The 18184-nt window shown below is 39.2% G+C and carries 11 protein-coding genes; 5 read left to right on the plus strand and 6 right to left on the minus strand.

Annotated features, from left to right (window positions below; all coding sequences use genetic code 11):
• Positions 1-221: 221 nt before the first annotated feature.
• Positions 222-593, minus strand: coding sequence for a hypothetical protein (locus tag MHO82_RS00820; protein ID WP_239181951.1), 372 nt, complete (start codon positions 591-593; stop codon positions 222-224).
• Between the two features lie 487 nt (positions 594-1080).
• Here MHO82_RS00820 and MHO82_RS00825 point away from each other — a divergent pair, with 487 nt between their 5' ends.
• Both MHO82_RS00825 and MHO82_RS00830 read left to right on the plus strand, forming a co-directional pair.
• Positions 1081-2457 (plus strand): leucine-rich repeat domain-containing protein, encoded by a 1377-nt coding sequence (locus tag MHO82_RS00825; protein ID WP_239181952.1) that lies wholly within the window; start codon positions 1081-1083, stop codon positions 2455-2457.
• A 63-nt stretch (positions 2458-2520) separates the two neighbouring features.
• Positions 2521-3885 carry a BspA family leucine-rich repeat surface protein gene (locus MHO82_RS00830; protein ID WP_239181953.1) on the plus strand — a complete coding sequence of 455 codons (1365 nt, stop codon included), beginning with the start codon at positions 2521-2523 and terminating at the stop codon, positions 3883-3885.
• 124 nt (positions 3886-4009) lie between these two features.
• Here MHO82_RS00830 and MHO82_RS00835 read toward each other — a convergent pair whose 3' ends face one another.
• The 4 genes from MHO82_RS00835 to MHO82_RS00850 form a co-directional block, all read right to left on the minus strand.
• Complete coding sequence (locus MHO82_RS00835; protein ID WP_239181954.1) at positions 4010-4759, minus strand: metallophosphoesterase; 750 nt, start codon at positions 4757-4759, stop codon at positions 4010-4012.
• 111 nt (positions 4760-4870) lie between these two features.
• Positions 4871-7975 (minus strand): S8 family peptidase, encoded by a 3105-nt coding sequence (locus tag MHO82_RS00840; RefSeq protein WP_239181955.1) that lies wholly within the window; start codon positions 7973-7975, stop codon positions 4871-4873.
• A gap of 113 nt (positions 7976-8088) precedes the next feature.
• A complete protein-coding gene (locus MHO82_RS00845) occupies positions 8089-8976 on the minus strand; it encodes an amidohydrolase family protein (RefSeq protein ID WP_239181956.1) in 888 nt (295 codons plus the stop codon).
• The gene (locus MHO82_RS00850; RefSeq protein WP_239181957.1) at positions 8976-9707 is read right to left on the minus strand and encodes an SDR family oxidoreductase; all 732 of its coding nucleotides are present in this window, start codon (positions 9705-9707) and stop codon (positions 8976-8978) included. The genes MHO82_RS00845 and MHO82_RS00850 overlap by 1 nt, the downstream gene beginning before the upstream one ends.
• A gap of 613 nt (positions 9708-10320) precedes the next feature.
• On the opposite strand from MHO82_RS00850, the gene MHO82_RS00855 reads away from it, so the two are divergent.
• Positions 10321-12414, plus strand: a complete 2094-nt coding sequence (locus tag MHO82_RS00855) for a hypothetical protein (protein ID WP_239181958.1) — start codon at positions 10321-10323, stop codon at positions 12412-12414.
• 89 nt (positions 12415-12503) lie between these two features.
• On the opposite strand, the gene MHO82_RS00860 is transcribed toward MHO82_RS00855, so the two are convergent.
• On the minus strand, positions 12504-13334 hold the full coding sequence (locus MHO82_RS00860) for a CPBP family intramembrane glutamic endopeptidase (RefSeq protein WP_239181959.1): 831 nt from the start codon (positions 13332-13334) through the stop codon (positions 12504-12506).
• Between the two features lie 268 nt (positions 13335-13602).
• Between MHO82_RS00860 and MHO82_RS00865 the strand changes: the two genes are divergently transcribed.
• Both MHO82_RS00865 and MHO82_RS00870 read left to right on the plus strand, forming a co-directional pair.
• Positions 13603-14481, plus strand: a complete 879-nt coding sequence (locus tag MHO82_RS00865) for a LysR family transcriptional regulator (RefSeq protein ID WP_239181960.1) — start codon at positions 13603-13605, stop codon at positions 14479-14481.
• Between the two features lie 395 nt (positions 14482-14876).
• Positions 14877-18143, plus strand: coding sequence for a hypothetical protein (locus MHO82_RS00870; protein ID WP_239181961.1), 3267 nt, complete (start codon positions 14877-14879; stop codon positions 18141-18143).
• The last annotated feature ends 41 nt before the right edge of the window (positions 18144-18184 follow it).

Here is an 18184-nt window from a genome sequence, read left to right on the forward strand (position 1 = left end):
CTGAGATAACCCCATAGAGTTATCTCAGGTAGTATTAAGCTTATTAATTTTAACTCGCTGTTAACCTCTTATATAAGAAATTATCTAAATAGAAGCTATTAATTTAAGAGGTATCTCTAACACTAATAAAAGTAGCGACTTTTCTAAAAGGTGGATAAAAAATTAAAAGATCGCAGCTAACATATATTAAAGATATCGAATTCTAAAATGAGATACGCGTATTACATGCCATACATAGAGCAGTGCGGATTTAATGTGGTTCCTGTTGCTTTAAACGTAATGTGACTGTCACCATCTTCTTTTGTTATTACTGGATCACAGTCTCTGCTCGTGCCCCAGAATGGGTGAATAGTAACTTTGTATTGAGTACCACTTTCAAGTGGGCTTACATCAATACATTTAGTTTCACCTACGTTAAATCTGTCGGTGTTCTGAGTTTTAAAGTGCCCGTCCACAGTTTCAACATCAAACGATGCCGCATAACCAACCCCAAAAGGAAGAGTGACACACACTTTGCTTTCAGCGAAAGAAGACGTTGACATAAGTGTGCTAGCGACAAAAGCGATAGAAATCAGTGCTGTTTTATTTTTCATGATAATTCTCTATTTATTTAAATACATTATTAACGAGTAAATACATCCATGTGCATAACAAGCTCCTTGCGGAAAGAACAATATGCATAAAGTTGCTTTATGTATATTGAGTTGTGATTGTTTTGTGATATTCATCTTATTTTGTGTGGGTTTTGTGGTTAAAGTAACTGCAAAATATCATTTTTATGGTTTTAGTGTTTGTATTTTTCTATTTAATTGGTTTTAAATTCTTTTTTGTTATGGGTTTTAACTATATTATTCAGATCTTGAATTATTAAGTTTGTATTGGGTATTTATTTTTGTGTATTTCACTCTGTTTGAGTTACAGCCTAGCGATACCCATGAGTGTTGCACTTATTATTTGAATGCAAGAAGAAAATAAAGGATGAGAGGGGGGGAGTAAGTGGTTGGAACAAATCTAATGTATTGATGTTAGTATATGGCTTATTAAATTGATGCCATTAAGTTAATCAGCTAGGGAGTAGTAATGAATCAACCAACAATAAATATAAATAATGATGACTGGCAAGATGTTTGTTGCGATATTAGTGTCCAGAACCTCGACTCTTTAGATAATTTGAATTTTATCGCTGATGCTTTGATTCAGTATTCTCAAAAAATTGATGAGAATATAGAAAAATACGATGTGGATTTGGATTGTTGTTCTGGCCCTACTTATAGCGTAAATGTACTTACGCCGAACGAAGATGATCTTGAAGATGTTTTTCGGATGTTTTACGGGCATCCGATATTAGAGTCCAAGTTAGTTACCTTTACTCAAAACTTGATTCAATGGTGCAAAGCTAACGATAGTGTGATTTGGCAGTGCGATGAAACCCTGTTAGCAGAAACTGCCGCTTATGCTTTATGTATTCAAGACTCAAAGTATCTAAATCTCTATTGTGAAGCATTAGAAGAGAGCCGAAGAGTTTCAGAAGCTGGGCAATTTGATCATATTGATGCACTCATACACCAACATGGCTTATGTACCGATATTATTAGACTTCTCGGTAAAGAGTACTCAGATCATGGAATCAAGAATGAGTGGGAAGAGGTAATCAGATCGGATAAGGCAATGAGGCATACTTATCTTGATTCTTTAGCAAGAGTTCAAATGAATGTGTTAAAAGAATCGGATAATCATGACTCTATTATTGATGCTGTGAGCGAGGCTTCTGAAAAATTTATACTTGATGAAACTGAAAGGGAGGAATGGTTTGTTGCTTTGGCTGAGAAGGTAAGAGTTGAATTGAGAACGTATCTTGAGATTAGTGAAGGTAACCCTTATACAATCACATTAGATGATGTGGCTTTTGATCATAATACAGGTGAAATTACACGCTACTTTGCAGATTATAAAAATATAATTATTCCTGATGTTTTGGGTACAACGCCAGTCACTACTATTGGTGATTATGCATTTTATGATCATGGGTTAACGAATGTCGTTATGCCTTGTCATGTTACTGTAATTGGAAGAAAAGCCTTTGCAGATAATGCATTAATAAATGTGGTTATTCCTAACTCTGTTGACGTTGTTGGTTATTACGCGTTTTACCGAAATACGCTCACAAATGTGACGCTTCCCGATGCGGTCACGTTAATCGATGATGGTGCATTTTCAACTAACATGCTCACTAATATAACCATTCCACATTCGGTCACTTCGATTGGAAATAGAGCATTTTTTGAGAATAATTTAAAAAACGTACTCATTCCAAGCTCTGTCATTTCAATTGGAAGCGATATCTTTTGTAAAGACTCAGAGGAAGAAGAGATGAGCTATTCGGAATCTTGTTTAAGGCAGAGTGAGCAAGATAAATCTAGCCATATATTCAGTGATGAAGATTTTGGTGATTTATAATTCATCTTTTCCGGATTGGCTTTTCTTATCATTTCTTTGAACCCATTAAATATTAATACGACGATGAACATTAACTATTACCTTACTCCGTTATACTTAACATTGGCTGTGAGTTTCAACGCCTTTGCTGCTCAAAATGACGTATCAACGAATGCCTCTGTAACGACAACTTGTGATGACAGAGAAGTCGGCGATACCTTTACAGTTAATAACAAGCTTTATTTGGTCGTGGATAACGACACAATCCGCGATAACGGACAGTATAGTGCCTTTGGGAAAGGCGAGTTACGCTTTTGTACTTCTCATGTTGACGATATGAATAAGCTATTTTTTGAACGCTATTCTTTCAATGAGAACATTGGTGACTGGGATACCTCAAAGGTAACGAATATGGAGCTAATGTTTTACGGTACTTCTAAATTCAACCAAGATATCGGACATTGGGATACGTCTAGTGTCACGAACATGAGAGCAATGTTTGCTTTAACAGAGGCGTTTAATCAAGATCTTAGTCATTGGGACACATCCAAAGTGACGAATATGATTTCTATGTTCAATAAGGCCTTGTCTTTCAATCAAGATATTGGACATTGGAATACATCAAATGTCACGAGCATGAAAGCAATGTTTGCCTTAACGGAAGTGTTTAACCAAGACCTGAGTCATTGGGATACTTCCAAAGTAACGGATATGACTTCTATGTTTCATAAAGCATTGTCTTTCAATGGAAATTTGAGTGCGTGGGATGTATCTCAGGTGACGAACATGGAGAAAATGTTTTTTTGTGCCCGATTCTTTAACCAAGATATTAGCAAGTGGGATATATCTCAGGTGACGAACATGAAAGATATGTTTTTCGGTGCCTTTGCATTTAATCGGGACATCAGTAAGTGGGATACATCTAATGTTACGAATATGGCTTCAATGTTTACTGATGCGAGGTCATTCAACCAAGATATCAGCAAATGGAACACATCGAAGGTGACGAGCATGCAAGAGATGTTTTTAAGTGCTTTTGCATTTAATCAAGATATAAGCAAGTGGGATACATCTAATGTCACGAACATGGCCGTAATGTTCGAAGAGGCCAAAGTATTTAACCAAGATATTAGCGAGTGGGATACATCGAAGGTGAAGAGCATGGCGTTTATGTTTTCGTTTGCTAAAGTATTTAACCAAAATATTAGTAAATGGGACACCTCGGAGGTGCAAGACATGAGTTATATGTTTCAGGGGGCCACAGCATTCAACCAAGACATAAGTAAGTGGGATACGTCGAAGGTGAGTCAAATGTGGGGGATGTTTTCTGAAGCTGCATCTTTCAAGCAAGATATTAGTGAGTGGAATGTATCCAATGTGAACCACAGCGAAGAATTTGCCGACGGTACTGGTTTAAATAAGAGCGACTTACCTAAGTTTACACATTAAATTGTTTGGTAATTAAGATGGGATAGGGAAGCGTTCTTTCTCTATCCCTTCTCTGGACCCTGTAAATAATTCCGTATGCTCTTTGAATAAGGCTCATACGGAATTATCATGAGTCTTCTATCCTCTACAACATAATCACTTCGTGTTCTATTTCATTGTGCTCATTTTCGAAATACACAAGATAACCAAAGTCATCCGTTTTTTCTGTTTTAGTGTGGTTTTGGTGGTTAAAGCCGACCCACGAACTCGGGCAAGAAATATACTCAATGTCGTCTTTCTTAATCTGAAAATAAACATGTGAGTGGCCAAAAATAATATGGCTGTTTTGTTTGTTAGTCTGCACGGTTTTAATAAAGTTATCGCCATTGGTTAAGCAGATTTTTTGAAACCAATCGGCTCCAAAAGTAACGGGAGGGTGGTGAATGGCAAAAACAGAATTGAGCTTGTGAGTATGCTTGATGCGTTTTCGTAACTGACTTAGTGCAGACTGCGGAACATAGCCTGAACCTAATACCGTGCCTTCAAATCGTTTACTTGAGTCAATCAGATGGATTCGGGTGTGCTCTGTAATATCGATATATTCTGGGGATGAGAAACGTGAATGAGGAGCAGTTTGCTTTAGTAGCTCCACATCATCATGGTTACCGGGAATGGAATAAACGTTAATATCGTTATTTAAATGGGTATCAAGAAAGTGATACAACTCCGCATAATTTTGTGTTGTGGGCTCTAACACTAAATCACCACTAAAAATAACATGGTGCACGTCTTTTTTATTTATATCGTCAATGACGTTCTTAAGGCGTATTTCTGACGTTGAGCCTTTTGAAAAATGGCTGTCGGATATTTGGCAAAATACAGTCGTTTTATTCATGATTTTTATATTTATATGGTTGTAATTATGGGCTGTTTTCCTTCTCGTTATGATGTCATGGCCTCAGGAGCTGTGTAAAGAAGAGGCACGGTGAACGGCCTCTTTTTTGTGTTATTGGCCAAAGTTAGATTGAATACCAATAATAAAGTCTAAATCTGCAATATCTTGGTTGGTGACTTCAATAGGGCTTAGGGCATTTAACGTCGGGTAGCCGCCACATGCTTCCGCGTATTGGCAGAATTGTTGGTCGTTATCAATATCGGAGCTGCCAATAATACGGTAACTGCCAGCCACAATATTGCTAAAACGGTAGCTAAATTGGCCATTGCCCTGATCGGTAGGCGAGATTTTTGAAATCACATTGTTATTGCTGTCGAGTAGCATTACATAAATGCTGGCGGTTCTTCCGGTTGTATCCAGCTGTGCTACCTGCATCGAAACATGAACACTGACGCTGCTTCCTGTTGCTAGATTAAAAATGATGTTGCTTTGATAGGCGGCATCACTTAATCCCGCACGATTTATTTGGACTCGGTATTCGCCTAGCCCGTTTGCGTCTACGTTGGTGGCACTCACATTCAACCAGCTGGCTTCGGTGTTGATGCTGGTGATAGAAGTGGTGGTTTTGCCTTCATTGGTTATTGTTAGGGTACTTTCACTATTTAGCCCCATGCTGAGTTGGGTCGGGGTTGCCACAATAACAGGAGGCAGATCTGGGGTTGAGCCTCCGTTTGCGAGCTGTTGTGCTTGCTGAGTGGCTTTTAACGCGTCAATTAATCCGTAGCCATAGGTATTGTCTCGCCCAGCTGTACCTAGATCGGTTGTAATGGCTCCGGCAGCCAATAGATTATCCACATCATCTGGGGAAAGAGCAGGGTACAGGGCGCGCATTAAGGCAAACACACCTGCAACATGCGGTGACGCCATGGAGGTGCCTTGGTAAAAACTGATTGACGACTCACGAATACCTGTAGAATCGTCCACAAGTGTGCTTAATACGCCATCGGCAGAACCGTCGCCATTGCTGTCCACACGCATGTCTCCACCGGGTGCGGCGACGTCTACTCGGCTACCAAAGTTGGAGTAATAAGCTTTGTTGTTCGAAAAATCGGTAGCGCTGACGGAAACTACACTATCAAAAGAAGCAGGGTAGAAAAGTTGGCTACTGTTGTTATTACCTGCCGCTGCTACAACAATAACACCTTGAGCTCTGGCATCGGTATAGGCTTGCTGTTCCGCTTGGCTAAAGCAGTTCGCACAACCAAGGCTAAGGTTAATAATATCGGCTTTTTGGGTGGGAACTGTGTTGCTGTCGTTGCTTAACCCTGAAGCAAAGCGCACTGCCTGAATAATGTCGTAGCTTGTGCCTCCATTGAGCCCTAACACACGGATAGGCATGATCTTAGCGTGCCAAGAGACTCCCGCAACCCCATTATTATTGTTGGTTTTGGCGGCGACGGTGCCAGCAACATGTGTGCCGTGCCAACTGCTGTTGTTTAATTGGGTGCTGTCGCCGGGATCATCAGGGTTGTTATCAATACCATTACCATCCCCAGCGTTTGAGCTACTGGAGATAAAGTCGTAACCGCTGACAAGCTGCCCAGCCAAATCAGAGTGGGTGAGGAACACGCCAGTATCAATCACCGCGACGATCACATCACTGCCAGTGCGGCTGCCTGTGGTAATGTCCCAAGCTTGAGGAAGGTTAATCGCAGGGTAGTGCCATTGGCGTGCATAATAAGAGTCGTTAGGCACAAGCAGTGGTTGATAAAGGTAGTTTGGCTCTGCAAAAAGCACATCGGGTTGTTGGTTTAGCTGTTTGATGTGTTGCAGTGTTTTGACCTTTTTAAAACTGGTTGGGTTGGCTGCGGCTAACACTTGATCAAAACTGAGGGTTTCATTCGGTGTTCCAGAGGTGTTGTTTTTTGCTTGGCTGACAGGGACAGCAGAAACAGAAAAAGTCGCCAGTGTGCTTCTTGCTGCATTTGTATTCAAATCAGCCGTTAGATCTTTGTTACTTGAGGTAAAGCGGCTGATATTAGCCGTGGGTTTTAGCTGAATAATGGCTTGCTCAGTTTGAAACTCTACCGATTGAGAAGAGTGATTTTGTTGGCTGACGGCATTCAGCGACAGTGTATATTTCGAAGTACCAGAATAGGCATGCACCACAATGTAATATTGGCCATCACTAGGCACAGTAATGTTTTCAAATTCTGTGACACTGAGTGAAGACCCAACTAAACGTCGGTTATTGTCATAAAGATATAAATCTAAATCGCCTTTAAATACATCAGCGCCTGCAAAATCGACCACTTGTAAGCGGATGGACTGATTTTGCTGCAAGATCACTTGGTACACATCGTTCGGATCTGGGTTGTAGGCAAAGCGATCGCGCTCAACTTGTCGGCCTGTGGCAACGGCGGTAGCAAAACCTTGAATTAACACCAAGTTTTGTATGGCCTGAGGGGTATCTAACGTGTTGTTGTTACCGTTAGGCGCGGCACTTGGGTCATTAATGTCGTTGTCTAATTGCAATAATGGGGTAGTTTGGTAGCTGCCTGAAAGCGTCACGGTCGGTGTATTACCAGTACATAAAATGGCGACATTGGTAACGTTAATATTGTTGATTTGGCCGTTTGCATTGCTGACAGAGCACATTTGATCTTGAGGCTGCTGACTTACCGTAATGTTGTAAATATCACCATTATTGAAGAACTGGGAAAACTGATAATTACCATTGGTGGTAATTTGTAGCGATTGAGTGGCAGCACCATTATTTTGTAGGGTGAGTGTGCCCGTTAATCCACTTACGGTGCCACCGACAGTCAGTTGATTTAAGACGGTGACCTTTAATGTATCGCTGGATGTGGCCCCTTCATTGTCAGTCACTGTTAGCTGAAAGGTCAGTGTTTCATCGGTATTAACACTGGGAGCGGTAAATTCTGGTGTTTGGGTGTTGGCATTATTTAATACCACACTAATGCCTGTGGTCTGTGCCCATTGGTAACGCTCAATGGTGCCGTCTTGATCGGTAGCAGAGGCAGAAAGAGTGGCGGTTGCATTTTCATTAACAGACTGATCGGAACCTATCTGAATACTAGGCTCTTGGTTGGTAAGCGCAGGCGTGACGGTAGTTTCCCCTTTGCAAGACACCAAAAAGACACAAGTTACGAGTAAGAAAATCGCCAAAGTAAGAGGCTTTTTGAATAAAACCATTTAGCTACCTTTCGTTATTGAGGTGAGTATTTTATTTCATCATGCTGTTTTACGTGGTTTCGCTTCTATGTGTAATTGATGGGATTTATAAAATAAGTGTAGTCATTACCTGATTAGTCAGTGTGACTAAGGTGGTAAATTTGAAGGGCATTATCATAAATGAGGCGTTTTTTTATGGACTCAGGTATGGAAAGGTTCAGGTAGAGTTTCCATAACGCGGCATAACCCTGACTAAAAGTGCATAAAGGAAAGTTACTTGCGAGCATCACTCGTTGTTGGCCAAATAAGCTTAACAGCTCGCAGACAATGAAATTAATCCAGTTGGCTGAGTAGCTGCGATTGATCATTTCCCAGCCAGAGGCTTTGATGGTTATGTTTGGGCAGCACGATATATACTTCATGTTGGCCTTCCATACCTCAATTTCATCATCACATTGCGGTGGAAAAGCACCATGATTGATGACGAAATGCAGTGTTGGCTGAGCCTGAGCAAGGTGGACTAATTGCTTAATACCTTGGGTATCAGATCCGTTGACTTGGGTTTCAAACAATAAAGAGTGGTGGGCCAGACACGCAAAGTTTTCGTAGACATCAGGTGAGCTTAATATAGCTTGAGCTTGCTCATCGAGGATATGCCTGACTCCGATGAGCGACGAATATTTAGATAGTTTATTGATGTCGGATTGAAATGTTGTTGGATCATTAGTTAGGTTAATGGTTGCGACGCTTTTAAAAGGTAAAGTTACTGTATTTTCAAGCCAATCGATTTCACGCCATGGCCGCTGGTTATCAAACCCAGCTTCAATATGCACAAATCCAGATAATTGAATTGATGAAGGAAGCGATAAATCGTGCTCGGTATATGAGCGGTGAATAGCAGCCTTATCGGGCCAAAATGGCGGATTTTGGGGTTGTAGCCAATGGTAGTCACCGCACTTCAGATTAAAAAAATGTAAGTGCGGATCAATAATTTTTATTAAAGGAGAGGGCGTATTCGGCATTATTGGGTTGTGTAGCCGCCATCAATCATTTGTAGACTACCTGTTATAAAGCTGGCTTTATCGCTGGCTAAAAAATAGGCCAGTTCAGCCACTTCTTCTGGTTGTCCGACTCGGCCTAATGGCTGCATGGCCGCTTCTTCTTTGTGTACTTGCTCTTTATTGGCTCCAGATTTTGCGCAATAGTTGTCGATGGCATTTTGGTACAATGGTGTGTCAATAGTGCCGGGGCATACCACGTTGGCACGGATATTATAGGCTGCGTAATCAAGAGCTGTCGTTTTCGCAATGGAAGCTAATGCATGCTTGCTGAGGTTATAAGCAAATGAATTGTGTTTCGCGATCATAGATTGATCGGAGCCAGTGATTACAATCACCCCGTGTTCTTGCCGTTTCATGATAGGAATAGTGGCTTTGATTAAGGTGTAAGCACCTTTAACATTAATGGCGAACACGCGATCAAAATCGGCTTCAGAGGTTTCTTCAATCGTACCAGAGTAATGTATTCCAGCGTTACAGAGTAATACATCAATGCGCCCTTCTTGTTCCATGATAGTGGAGATAGCATGGTCTACTTGTGATGCTTGGCTTACATTACATTCAACAAACTCACCATGTGGCCCCTGCTCTAAGTCAAGGTTATAAACCCGGTAAGATTCGCTTTCGAATTTGTTAATAATGGCTAAGCCAATTCCTTTTGATCCACCTGTAACGACTGCAACTTTCTTTACCATAATGCTCAGTATCCTTATTGCTCGCCTTTTATAATCATAATTAATATGGCGACAATGTAATTGTAATAATTTGGCCTAAGTGTAGCTGATAACTAAATAAAATGCATTTGGTTGCATATATTTAATTGAGCAAAAAAGGGAACTGTTCTAAAAGCTATTAGGTTAACTGTACTACTTCAAATCGGCTTGTTTGTGGTTCAATAAAAACACGTAGCCGCGAGAGCAGCAATGCGTGCATGAGGCAAACAATATGGCTGTTATTTGTCGTTATGCATTGTCCTATGGCTGACTTGATCACATTTGCCACAGGTTGTTCTTGGCTACGTCACCTCCCTATTTTCTATATTCTATTCTTATGTCTTAGGGCATGTTAATTGTCTCATCAAGATTCAAGATTAACATTTGGATCACCCACGTCAATTTGACGTAATACAAGCTTTCTTAGTTATTTTTGTGAGTGATAATCACGATTTCCTTGGTATGATGAATTGACCTGAGTGCTTAGTATACATTCATGGCTTTTAGTTATAGCTTCTTACATCATGTACATCAATTATTCATTTGAGTGCATATCAAGTATATTGGTTAGACTGTATTTAACTGAATTTTTCTTATGCCTAAACAAAATACAAACAAAGTAAGCCCAGAGAGCAAAACCAGACCAGCAGGTAAAGTAAGAACAGCGGGTTTTAAGCCTCAATGGGGAGAAAGCAGTTCTAACCCGACCAAGCGAGGCCCACAAACTAAAAATCGTGTTGGCACAAGCCAGGTTAAGTCTACTTCATCAACAAAAAGCAGTGCCGCTAAAAGTCAGGGGGGTAGTAAGGTGAAAGCGCCACCCGTTCAAGATCTTCCCCCGGAAAAAGAGCCTAAATATGAATGTAATGTTCAGGTGCTTTGTTCAATGTCTGAGCTTCCTCAATTACAAGTGGGCTCATGGATTCTGAGTGATCCTGAGAAAAAAAGTAAGGCTGTGACAACATGGGAGAAGTCATGCGACGAAGAAGGTTATATTTTATATACTGCAAAATGCTTGGAAGAAAGCTTAACTGAGTTACGTTATGAGCTCTTTCCTAAGGTTGGCAACACAGAGAATTTTCAATCCATAAAGCCTCAGTTAATTGGAAGTAAGAAGGTTAACGCCAAATTCATTCCAGTTAAGTTAGCAGTACAAGTAGATAATAAATTAGGCTGGGCTAAAACTGGGTATTTTTATCATTTTATTGATGGAAAATTATCTCGGGAATATAAAATTATTGGAGGGGATAATTGGAATTTTCAAGCAACATTATCTACCTCAGAATGTTTAGACTTAGACGATAGGTTATTATCTGAACAGCATTGTTTATCTATCCTATTGCCCCTTGAAGTTGAAGGTAACCCACTACCGAGACAGCATATATTGTATCAGCCAGATAAAATTACATCTGAACTTCTCTCAAAAATATCGGAGGATAAGGGGATGGATTGGTTGGATACAGAAGCGTCACTAATAGATACTAATGAACTAACGAATGCAAGAGAGAGGGAGTTAATTTCTCGCAAAGGGGAGGGAGGTGATGATTCTCCACTAAAAGAATTGTGTATAAAAGATGCCTACCCTTATGGAGATACATATGAGAAACAATATGCCCGTGATTTAATGGTTGGTGTAGGTAATATTACATACTCAAAAAATATACCCGAAAAAGTTCCGGTAATTAATATTTCAAATGTGACAGAAAAGCTCATTGGTAATAATACCGAACAAAGAATTGATGAAAATAAGTCAATCAAAGGTAGGGTTAAGAAATTACTGTATACACATAATACAAGCTTGAATGGAATGTTAGGTATTCTATCCAGTAGGATGATTGGTAGTGTTGAGCGTAGTGTTAACTTTAGGTATGGCATGGACTCTCGTTATGCTGGAGGAATTACTTTTGTAATGAAAGATAATTTCGAAACCAGTTACAAGGATATTCGAGAACATGATCTATATAAACAAAATAGAATATTTTTAAGTGATAAAAAACCAGATGATGCGATGACGCCAGAATTATTTAAATACGTTGAAAGCATCTCTGACTTTAGGTGTTGTCAGTTAAAAAATATTGTAGGTCATAATGGTAAGTTGAGACCTATTTACAAAAAAAGTTCAGGGAAAAAGATAAAAATTTTTGAAAATGAAAAGCTAAACTCTAGATTAAGCTTGGTAAATCCGCAAGTGAGAGTCGAGTGGAGCAAGAATAAGATAACGAAAGAATCGATAGATATTATAATAATAACTAGGTTTCTTCATGAAAAAATATCTGAATCTAAAGAGTTTAAATTGGAAGTTGCTGATGCATTTCAAGCATATTCTAAAAGAATATCTTCATTAAAAGGAGATGCAATAGAAAAAAAAGTACGAGAAGAAGTCATTAAATCTTTAAATTCTTTTAAAGCGATTCAAGAATATAAGCGTTTTTATAAATCTGGGCGAGTTAAGGTTATTGAAATAGACCATGATAATATTTACTCTCACCGTGCAGGAAGGATAGGTAAGCGCGGTAGAGCCGGTGAATTAGAAATGGAAAAGGCTGCGGAAATAGCGCTTGAGATACATGATAACTATTTTGAAGAAAAAATGAATAACTCTCCCGCTGCATTAAATATGGATGCCCTAACAAAGTTTGAGCAAGAATATTTTAAACATCTACTTCACTTAGGGAAAATTTCGCCTTAAGAGAATAGTTCATATCTATTGCTCCATGTAGCAAAAAGAAACGCACCTAGACTTTGGTGCGTTTTAGTTAGTTTTAACTAGTTTTTTGATTATTTAGCCAATATCGGGTAGGTAAAAAATAAAAGGTGGGATAGGTTAAATAAGAAGTGGAACAAAACAGCCACCCAAAGGCGAGAGCTATAGTGGAAAGCGAGCCCGTATCCAACTCCTGCAAGTGTTGCAAAAGCGATTAATAATGGGCCGCCTGCAAAATGCGCCAAGCCGAATAAGAGGCTGGTAATGATAAGCCCTGGTATCCAGCCAAATTTGTTACTGATCGCTTGTTGTAAAAAGCCGCGGAATAGTGCTTCTTCAGCAACACAAGTAAACAGTAGATTATTGACCATAAATAACCACCACCATGATGGGAGAGACAGCTCAGGTTTTAATGCACCCAGCCCCCATGCAATGGGTAATAAACTAAACAATAAAATGGCGGTTAGCGATAAAACGCGTTTGTTAGTATGTGAAGCGTTGCCGAGCAATGGTGGCCATGCCAGTAACAAGAGAAAGAAAATAAGAGGTTTATCAAGGTTGAGGTACATAGTGAAAGGAGCGCTGCTTGGCCCAGACACGACGCCATCAAGTACTTTGGCATTACTAAAACCAGGGATCCAATGCATCATCAAAGCAAGGCTTCCAAGAACAATTAGCCCTAAAGAGAGGTGTCGCCATGGCTTGTTGAGTCTTGGGGTTTGATACGCAAGGGCCAGAGAAGCAACCACGAACAGCATTGTAGGGAGTTGAAGCCGATCTTCCAAGAATCCACCGAGTAAAGCGATAGCGAGCAAGATGAAAGCCGCTTTAGTCTGTTTGTAAAAAGCAAGTAAAATGGCAATGGCGAGCGGCAACCAAATCCAAATTGATGGTTCAGGTATCATAATATCCTTGTTACTAAAATCTGATTATTTGTATGGGCGCTAACTTTACCTGCTGAATTGAATGTTTTGCAGCCTTTACTTTGAATTACTTACTTTATTTCAAAAATATGAACAAAGGTTTTATTAAAGGGTGTCATGATATTTCCATTGTGAATCTATTTGAGTGGTGATTGCGTTCTGAGGAATGCTTCTGGCTTAGGTGTTTGAATTATTAATATTCCCCATTATGATAACCTTTTGTTATTAATGATTGTAATGGCAGCCCAAAATGCTGAATCCTCTATGGTTACACACTTTTAAAACGCTTATTGATGTTGGCCACTTTACTCAAACGGCAGAGAAGCTGTATATGACTCAGCCGGGTGTGAGCCAACATGTGAAAAAGTTAGAACAGGCGTGTGGGCATGCGTTGATTAAACGTGAAAACAAGAGCTTTGAGTTAACAGAGCAAGGCCGTTTGGTGTATGACTACGCGGTGAAAGTAGCCGTAGAGGAAGCGGCTCTATTAGATAACTTAAACTTTGATGATCCTTTTTCTGGTGAGTGCCGTTTATCGTGCTCAGGCTCTTTAGCGTTGCGTTTGTATCCCCAGTTACTGGAACTTCAAAAGCAGCACCAAGGGCTGACGATTCACTTAGAAGTTGCCCCAAATGATAAAATATTGCGCGATATTGAGAATGGGGTAGTGGATATAGGTGTAGTGACTCATCTGCCTAGCTCTAGCTTGTTTTACAGCGAAGAACTTGGTAGTGAGCCGCTGTGTTTGATTTTACCTAAATGCCATGAAGGTAAGATTGTGACGGCTGAGTTATTAGTGCGCTGTGGTGTGATCCAGCACCCTGATGCCGCACATTATCTATCGCTGTATTTCGATCAATGTGATGATCCAGAGCTAGCCAGCCTCAATACACAGACACTGCCCACGGCAAGCTACATTAATCAATTACACCAGATTTTATTACCAGTATCCCAAGGGATTGGTTTTACGGTATTACCAAAAAGCGCGTTAGTCAGTTTTCCACACCGCGACCAACTTTTCATCCATACACCAAATAAAATAGTGGTTGAAAAGCTGTATTTAGTACATAAAAGAAATCGTGATTTACCTAAGCGTTATCAAGGGATAAATAAAGTCCTATTTAATTGATGTCACATTATGAGACTCAGTTAATTAAAATATGGTTTTTTTAGTTTTAATTAATTTAATTGGTTTGAAAGTGTTGAAATTGATAAATAATTTAAATTTGTAATTAACAAATATATCTCTAAATTATTAATCTGTTTTGTTTTTATAAAATTTTAATGGTATCTTAACTGGATTGGTATTGCAGATATATTTATCTATAATGTGTTTTAAATTTAGACTTATATTCTTACTTCAATTTAACTGACATGTTTTTTTACAAAATTAGCTGTTTCACTTCATTGTTATAAGAATGTGTTTCTTATCGCACTTATATTATATTTATATATTTGTAGATATTGTTTATATAAATAAATGGTAGCCTTCTTTCTTAGTTTTTTAATATAAGGCTAAATAAAGTGTCTATAAAAATACTCCCTTTAGGGCTGTTTGTATTTTCTTCAAGCAGCTTTGCAATGCTTTGTGAAACAGGAAATTTCTCTGCAACAAATAAATTATGTGAGGTGGGTTCGGGGCCAGCATCGTGCCCTACGTTACCACCAGATATAATATTGCCACCAGATGTTATTCATCCGCCTACGCCATGGCCTGAACCATGGCCGGGACCAATTTGTATATCATGTCCAGAACCAGGCCCTGGCCCTATAGGTCCTGGGCCGATTGGTCCAGTGGGGCCAATAGGGCCAATGGAGTTTGCAAGTGTTAGTCAGTTTTCTCCTTCAGAGCCTGCGTCATTTTCGGCGGGGGTACAAGTTTCTGCAGAAAAGACATCTGGTAGTTTCCGTGAAGCCCGAACTTTTAGCACACCGGCTGCGGTTGAATATCAATTTGCAAATGAAATAGATGCTTCGCAAATACTAGTAGATGGTTCGCAACTACAGATAGATGGTTGTAGTTGCCCCGATGGTGGTATGCTTAACCCTGCGACTAAAATGTGTGTGGGCTATTATACGAGTTCGTTGTATGCGGAACGGCTATTATATCCATCTAGCTCAAATGGTATGGTAAGTGAGATAGTTGGCCCTTATGAGTTGAGTTCAGATTTGGCTGCGTTTGGCTACCTAGCTTCTTTATATGAGGGTGGGACAAGTCCTAGACTTTCGTTTGAAAAATTGAATGATTCTACGTATGCGAATATTCTAAGCACAAATGATTATAACAGAATCAATGAAGCAAAACGCACGTTGAATAGCTGGCTGAAGACTTTGAAAAACAAAGTAGGTCCAGTTGACCCTAATGGTAATATCATTACCACATCCGTCGATTTGATTAAAGTAAAAGACCAAATCTTGAATGTGTATTACTTCACGGCGGCTTCTGAGCAACTAAAAGCGACATATTGGTTAAATAAAGTTCATACTATCCCTTATGAATCTGTGTCATTGAAAGAAGAGCACGCTTTCTTAAGCAATGCTAAAGATATATTAACTAAATCACTAAATGAATATTGGAATCTAATTGATACGCACAGTTCTGTTTTTGTTGAACGTGTACCTCATAGTGCGGGGGATTATTATAACCTTCAAAGAAATAACAATGCAGATAACCTCGTATTGGTATTTGAAGTGATGGCAAAATTGGCTGAAGTTGAGAATAAACTGGCTAAGAATGCGATTAAAAATAATGCTTCATTTTTTGAGAAAGAGCAACTGAAAACACAAGCCGATCTGTTGCATAAAAACCTGCAAGGTAAATCTGATCAAATTAAGCGTTTACTCGGAAGTCAGTATAATTCTATTTATAAGGGTAATTATCTTCTTCAAAATGCGGAAACTGAATTTGTTAATTCGTTGGAAAACTTAGATAAATTAAGGCATTTAAATTCGGATGACTATGTTATCTACGGTATAGAAGGCGACTTTGTTCCTTTTAATCAGTATGGATATCAAGGCCATCAAGAATTTGATACCTTTACTGAAATTAAGGCTTTTCTTGATTCTCCTTCGGGGTTAATTCAGCAAGCAGTCCGGAAATCTACGGAAGCAAAAACAGCTCTTCAGAACAAAATTGTGAGCCAAGAATCATTGGCAAACTCAATTCGACAAGAAACACAAAGTTATCGTACTCAGTTAATGCAATTAGTAGGTAACCTGAATTGTCAAAGTAGTTCATGTGAAGTTACACCTAGTACCGCTTCTCCTGGTAGTGTTATCGATACTCAGCGTAATTTGATTGCTAGCAAAGTTCAGCAACTTGAATTGGCAGAAATACGTTTTGACAACCTTAAGCAGAATATTGAACTTGAAATTCAAAAAGAGATTCAATTGAACGATTGGGTACAAAGTCATGTTGATATTATTGAGGATAATGGTGCTCAGCAAACGGATTATATGGAAGAGTTGAAGAATATTGCGATAAACAACATTCCTGAAAATTCACCATTAAGTAAAAAAGAACTAACAGAGCAGTTGGATATTGAAATTCAAAAAGAACAGTTAGTGGTTAGTGAACGTACGGAGATCCTGCTTAAAGAGAAAGAAAGAAATGAAATAGAGAGTTCAACATCAGTAGCTAGAATGAATTTAGAATTAAAGGCATTAAAATTAGATATTGATATTGAGAAAATTAGTTTGGTAATGGAAAACAACCGTATGCAAGCGCTTCTTGCAATGGCTAACTATTACAACGATCTTATTGCAGCACGATCTGTTACCGACTACAGTCTGTATTTCAATAACCCTGCTTATGGTTTAGATATTCGATCTAAAGTGCAGCTGGCAGAACGCTATATGTGGGATGCACAAAGCTGGTTGGTATACGCTATTAATGTACTCGAATATAAGTGGAATGAGCCCTTTATTTCTCGCTCAGGAAAAACAAAACTCGATGTTCTTGCTATTTCTAGTGCAGCTGAATTAGAAGAGTTTTATGCTCAGGTCGTTAACTATGATGTATTTAAGAGTAATCAATCTGGCAACAAGGCACTGAAAAATTCAGTTCTTTCATTAAAAGAAGATATTTGGGGCTTTGTTCCTGAGTTTGATAGATACGGCTATGAAGTCTTTAGATATGAAGATCAGTATGGAAACCTGATTAGTGCAGATGATGCGTTTAGGTTGAAGTTAGAGTCTTCACGTCATGCGAGTGTACCTTCTTATATTTCAATTCCATTTAGTACGGTGAAACCTGTACCTTCTGAAATGCTTTTTGTTGGTCCGAAAGTGATTACCGATCAGAGTGGTAAGCAGTGTATTGTGGATGGAGGAACTTATGATAATAAGCTCCACTCTATTGGTATTGATGTTGTGAATTATTCGCAAACCATATCGGGTAATTCTATTCACGCATATCTGACGTACGGCGGTAACAGTTTCTTAAGGCCTAAAAACCCAAGCTTAACAGGTGGTTTGAAAGTGGTTTCTGCTAAGTTCTGGGAAGGTACGTTTGATAAGTTAGCATTTGAAAACCAATATAGGGAAAATATGACGGCAAGGATCAATAACTTTGTCCAATTAGCACCAACCTATGCATTTGCCGAGAGAAGTGTAGCAGCATCAAATTGGAGGCTGTCACTGCAAATTGGTGAAGAAAACAGTTCATCGTATATCTCCACGCAAGATATTGATGATATTCAGCTTCATATCGTACACAGCTACCGTTCAACAAACTACAGTGATTGTAATAACGGCCCTTTGTTAACACCTCTAAGTTTAGGTTTAAGATAACTCTCCACTAATCGCTGCCAGCACTCCGCTGGCAGCACTTT

The sequence above is a fragment of the Vibrio sp. Of7-15 genome, assembly GCF_022347565.1.
Classification (GTDB): Bacteria; Pseudomonadota; Gammaproteobacteria; order Enterobacterales; family Vibrionaceae; genus NORP241.

Coding starts and splice junctions, on each gene's coding strand:
- MHO82_RS00820 (WP_239181951.1), bottom strand. CDS start 593: ATGAAAAATAAAACAGCACTGATTTCTATCGCTTTTGTCGCTAGCACA.
- MHO82_RS00825 (WP_239181952.1), top strand. CDS start 1,081: ATGAATCAACCAACAATAAATATAAATAATGATGACTGGCAAGATGTT.
- MHO82_RS00830 (WP_239181953.1), top strand. CDS start 2,521: ATGAACATTAACTATTACCTTACTCCGTTATACTTAACATTGGCTGTG.
- MHO82_RS00835 (WP_239181954.1), bottom strand. CDS start 4,759: ATGAATAAAACGACTGTATTTTGCCAAATATCCGACAGCCATTTTTCA.
- MHO82_RS00840 (WP_239181955.1), bottom strand. CDS start 7,975: ATGGTTTTATTCAAAAAGCCTCTTACTTTGGCGATTTTCTTACTCGTA.
- MHO82_RS00845 (WP_239181956.1), bottom strand. CDS start 8,976: ATGCCGAATACGCCCTCTCCTTTAATAAAAATTATTGATCCGCACTTA.
- MHO82_RS00850 (WP_239181957.1), bottom strand. CDS start 9,707: ATGGTAAAGAAAGTTGCAGTCGTTACAGGTGGATCAAAAGGAATTGGC.
- MHO82_RS00855 (WP_239181958.1), top strand. CDS start 10,321: ATGCCTAAACAAAATACAAACAAAGTAAGCCCAGAGAGCAAAACCAGA.
- MHO82_RS00860 (WP_239181959.1), bottom strand. CDS start 13,334: ATGATACCTGAACCATCAATTTGGATTTGGTTGCCGCTCGCCATTGCC.
- MHO82_RS00865 (WP_239181960.1), top strand. CDS start 13,603: ATGCTGAATCCTCTATGGTTACACACTTTTAAAACGCTTATTGATGTT.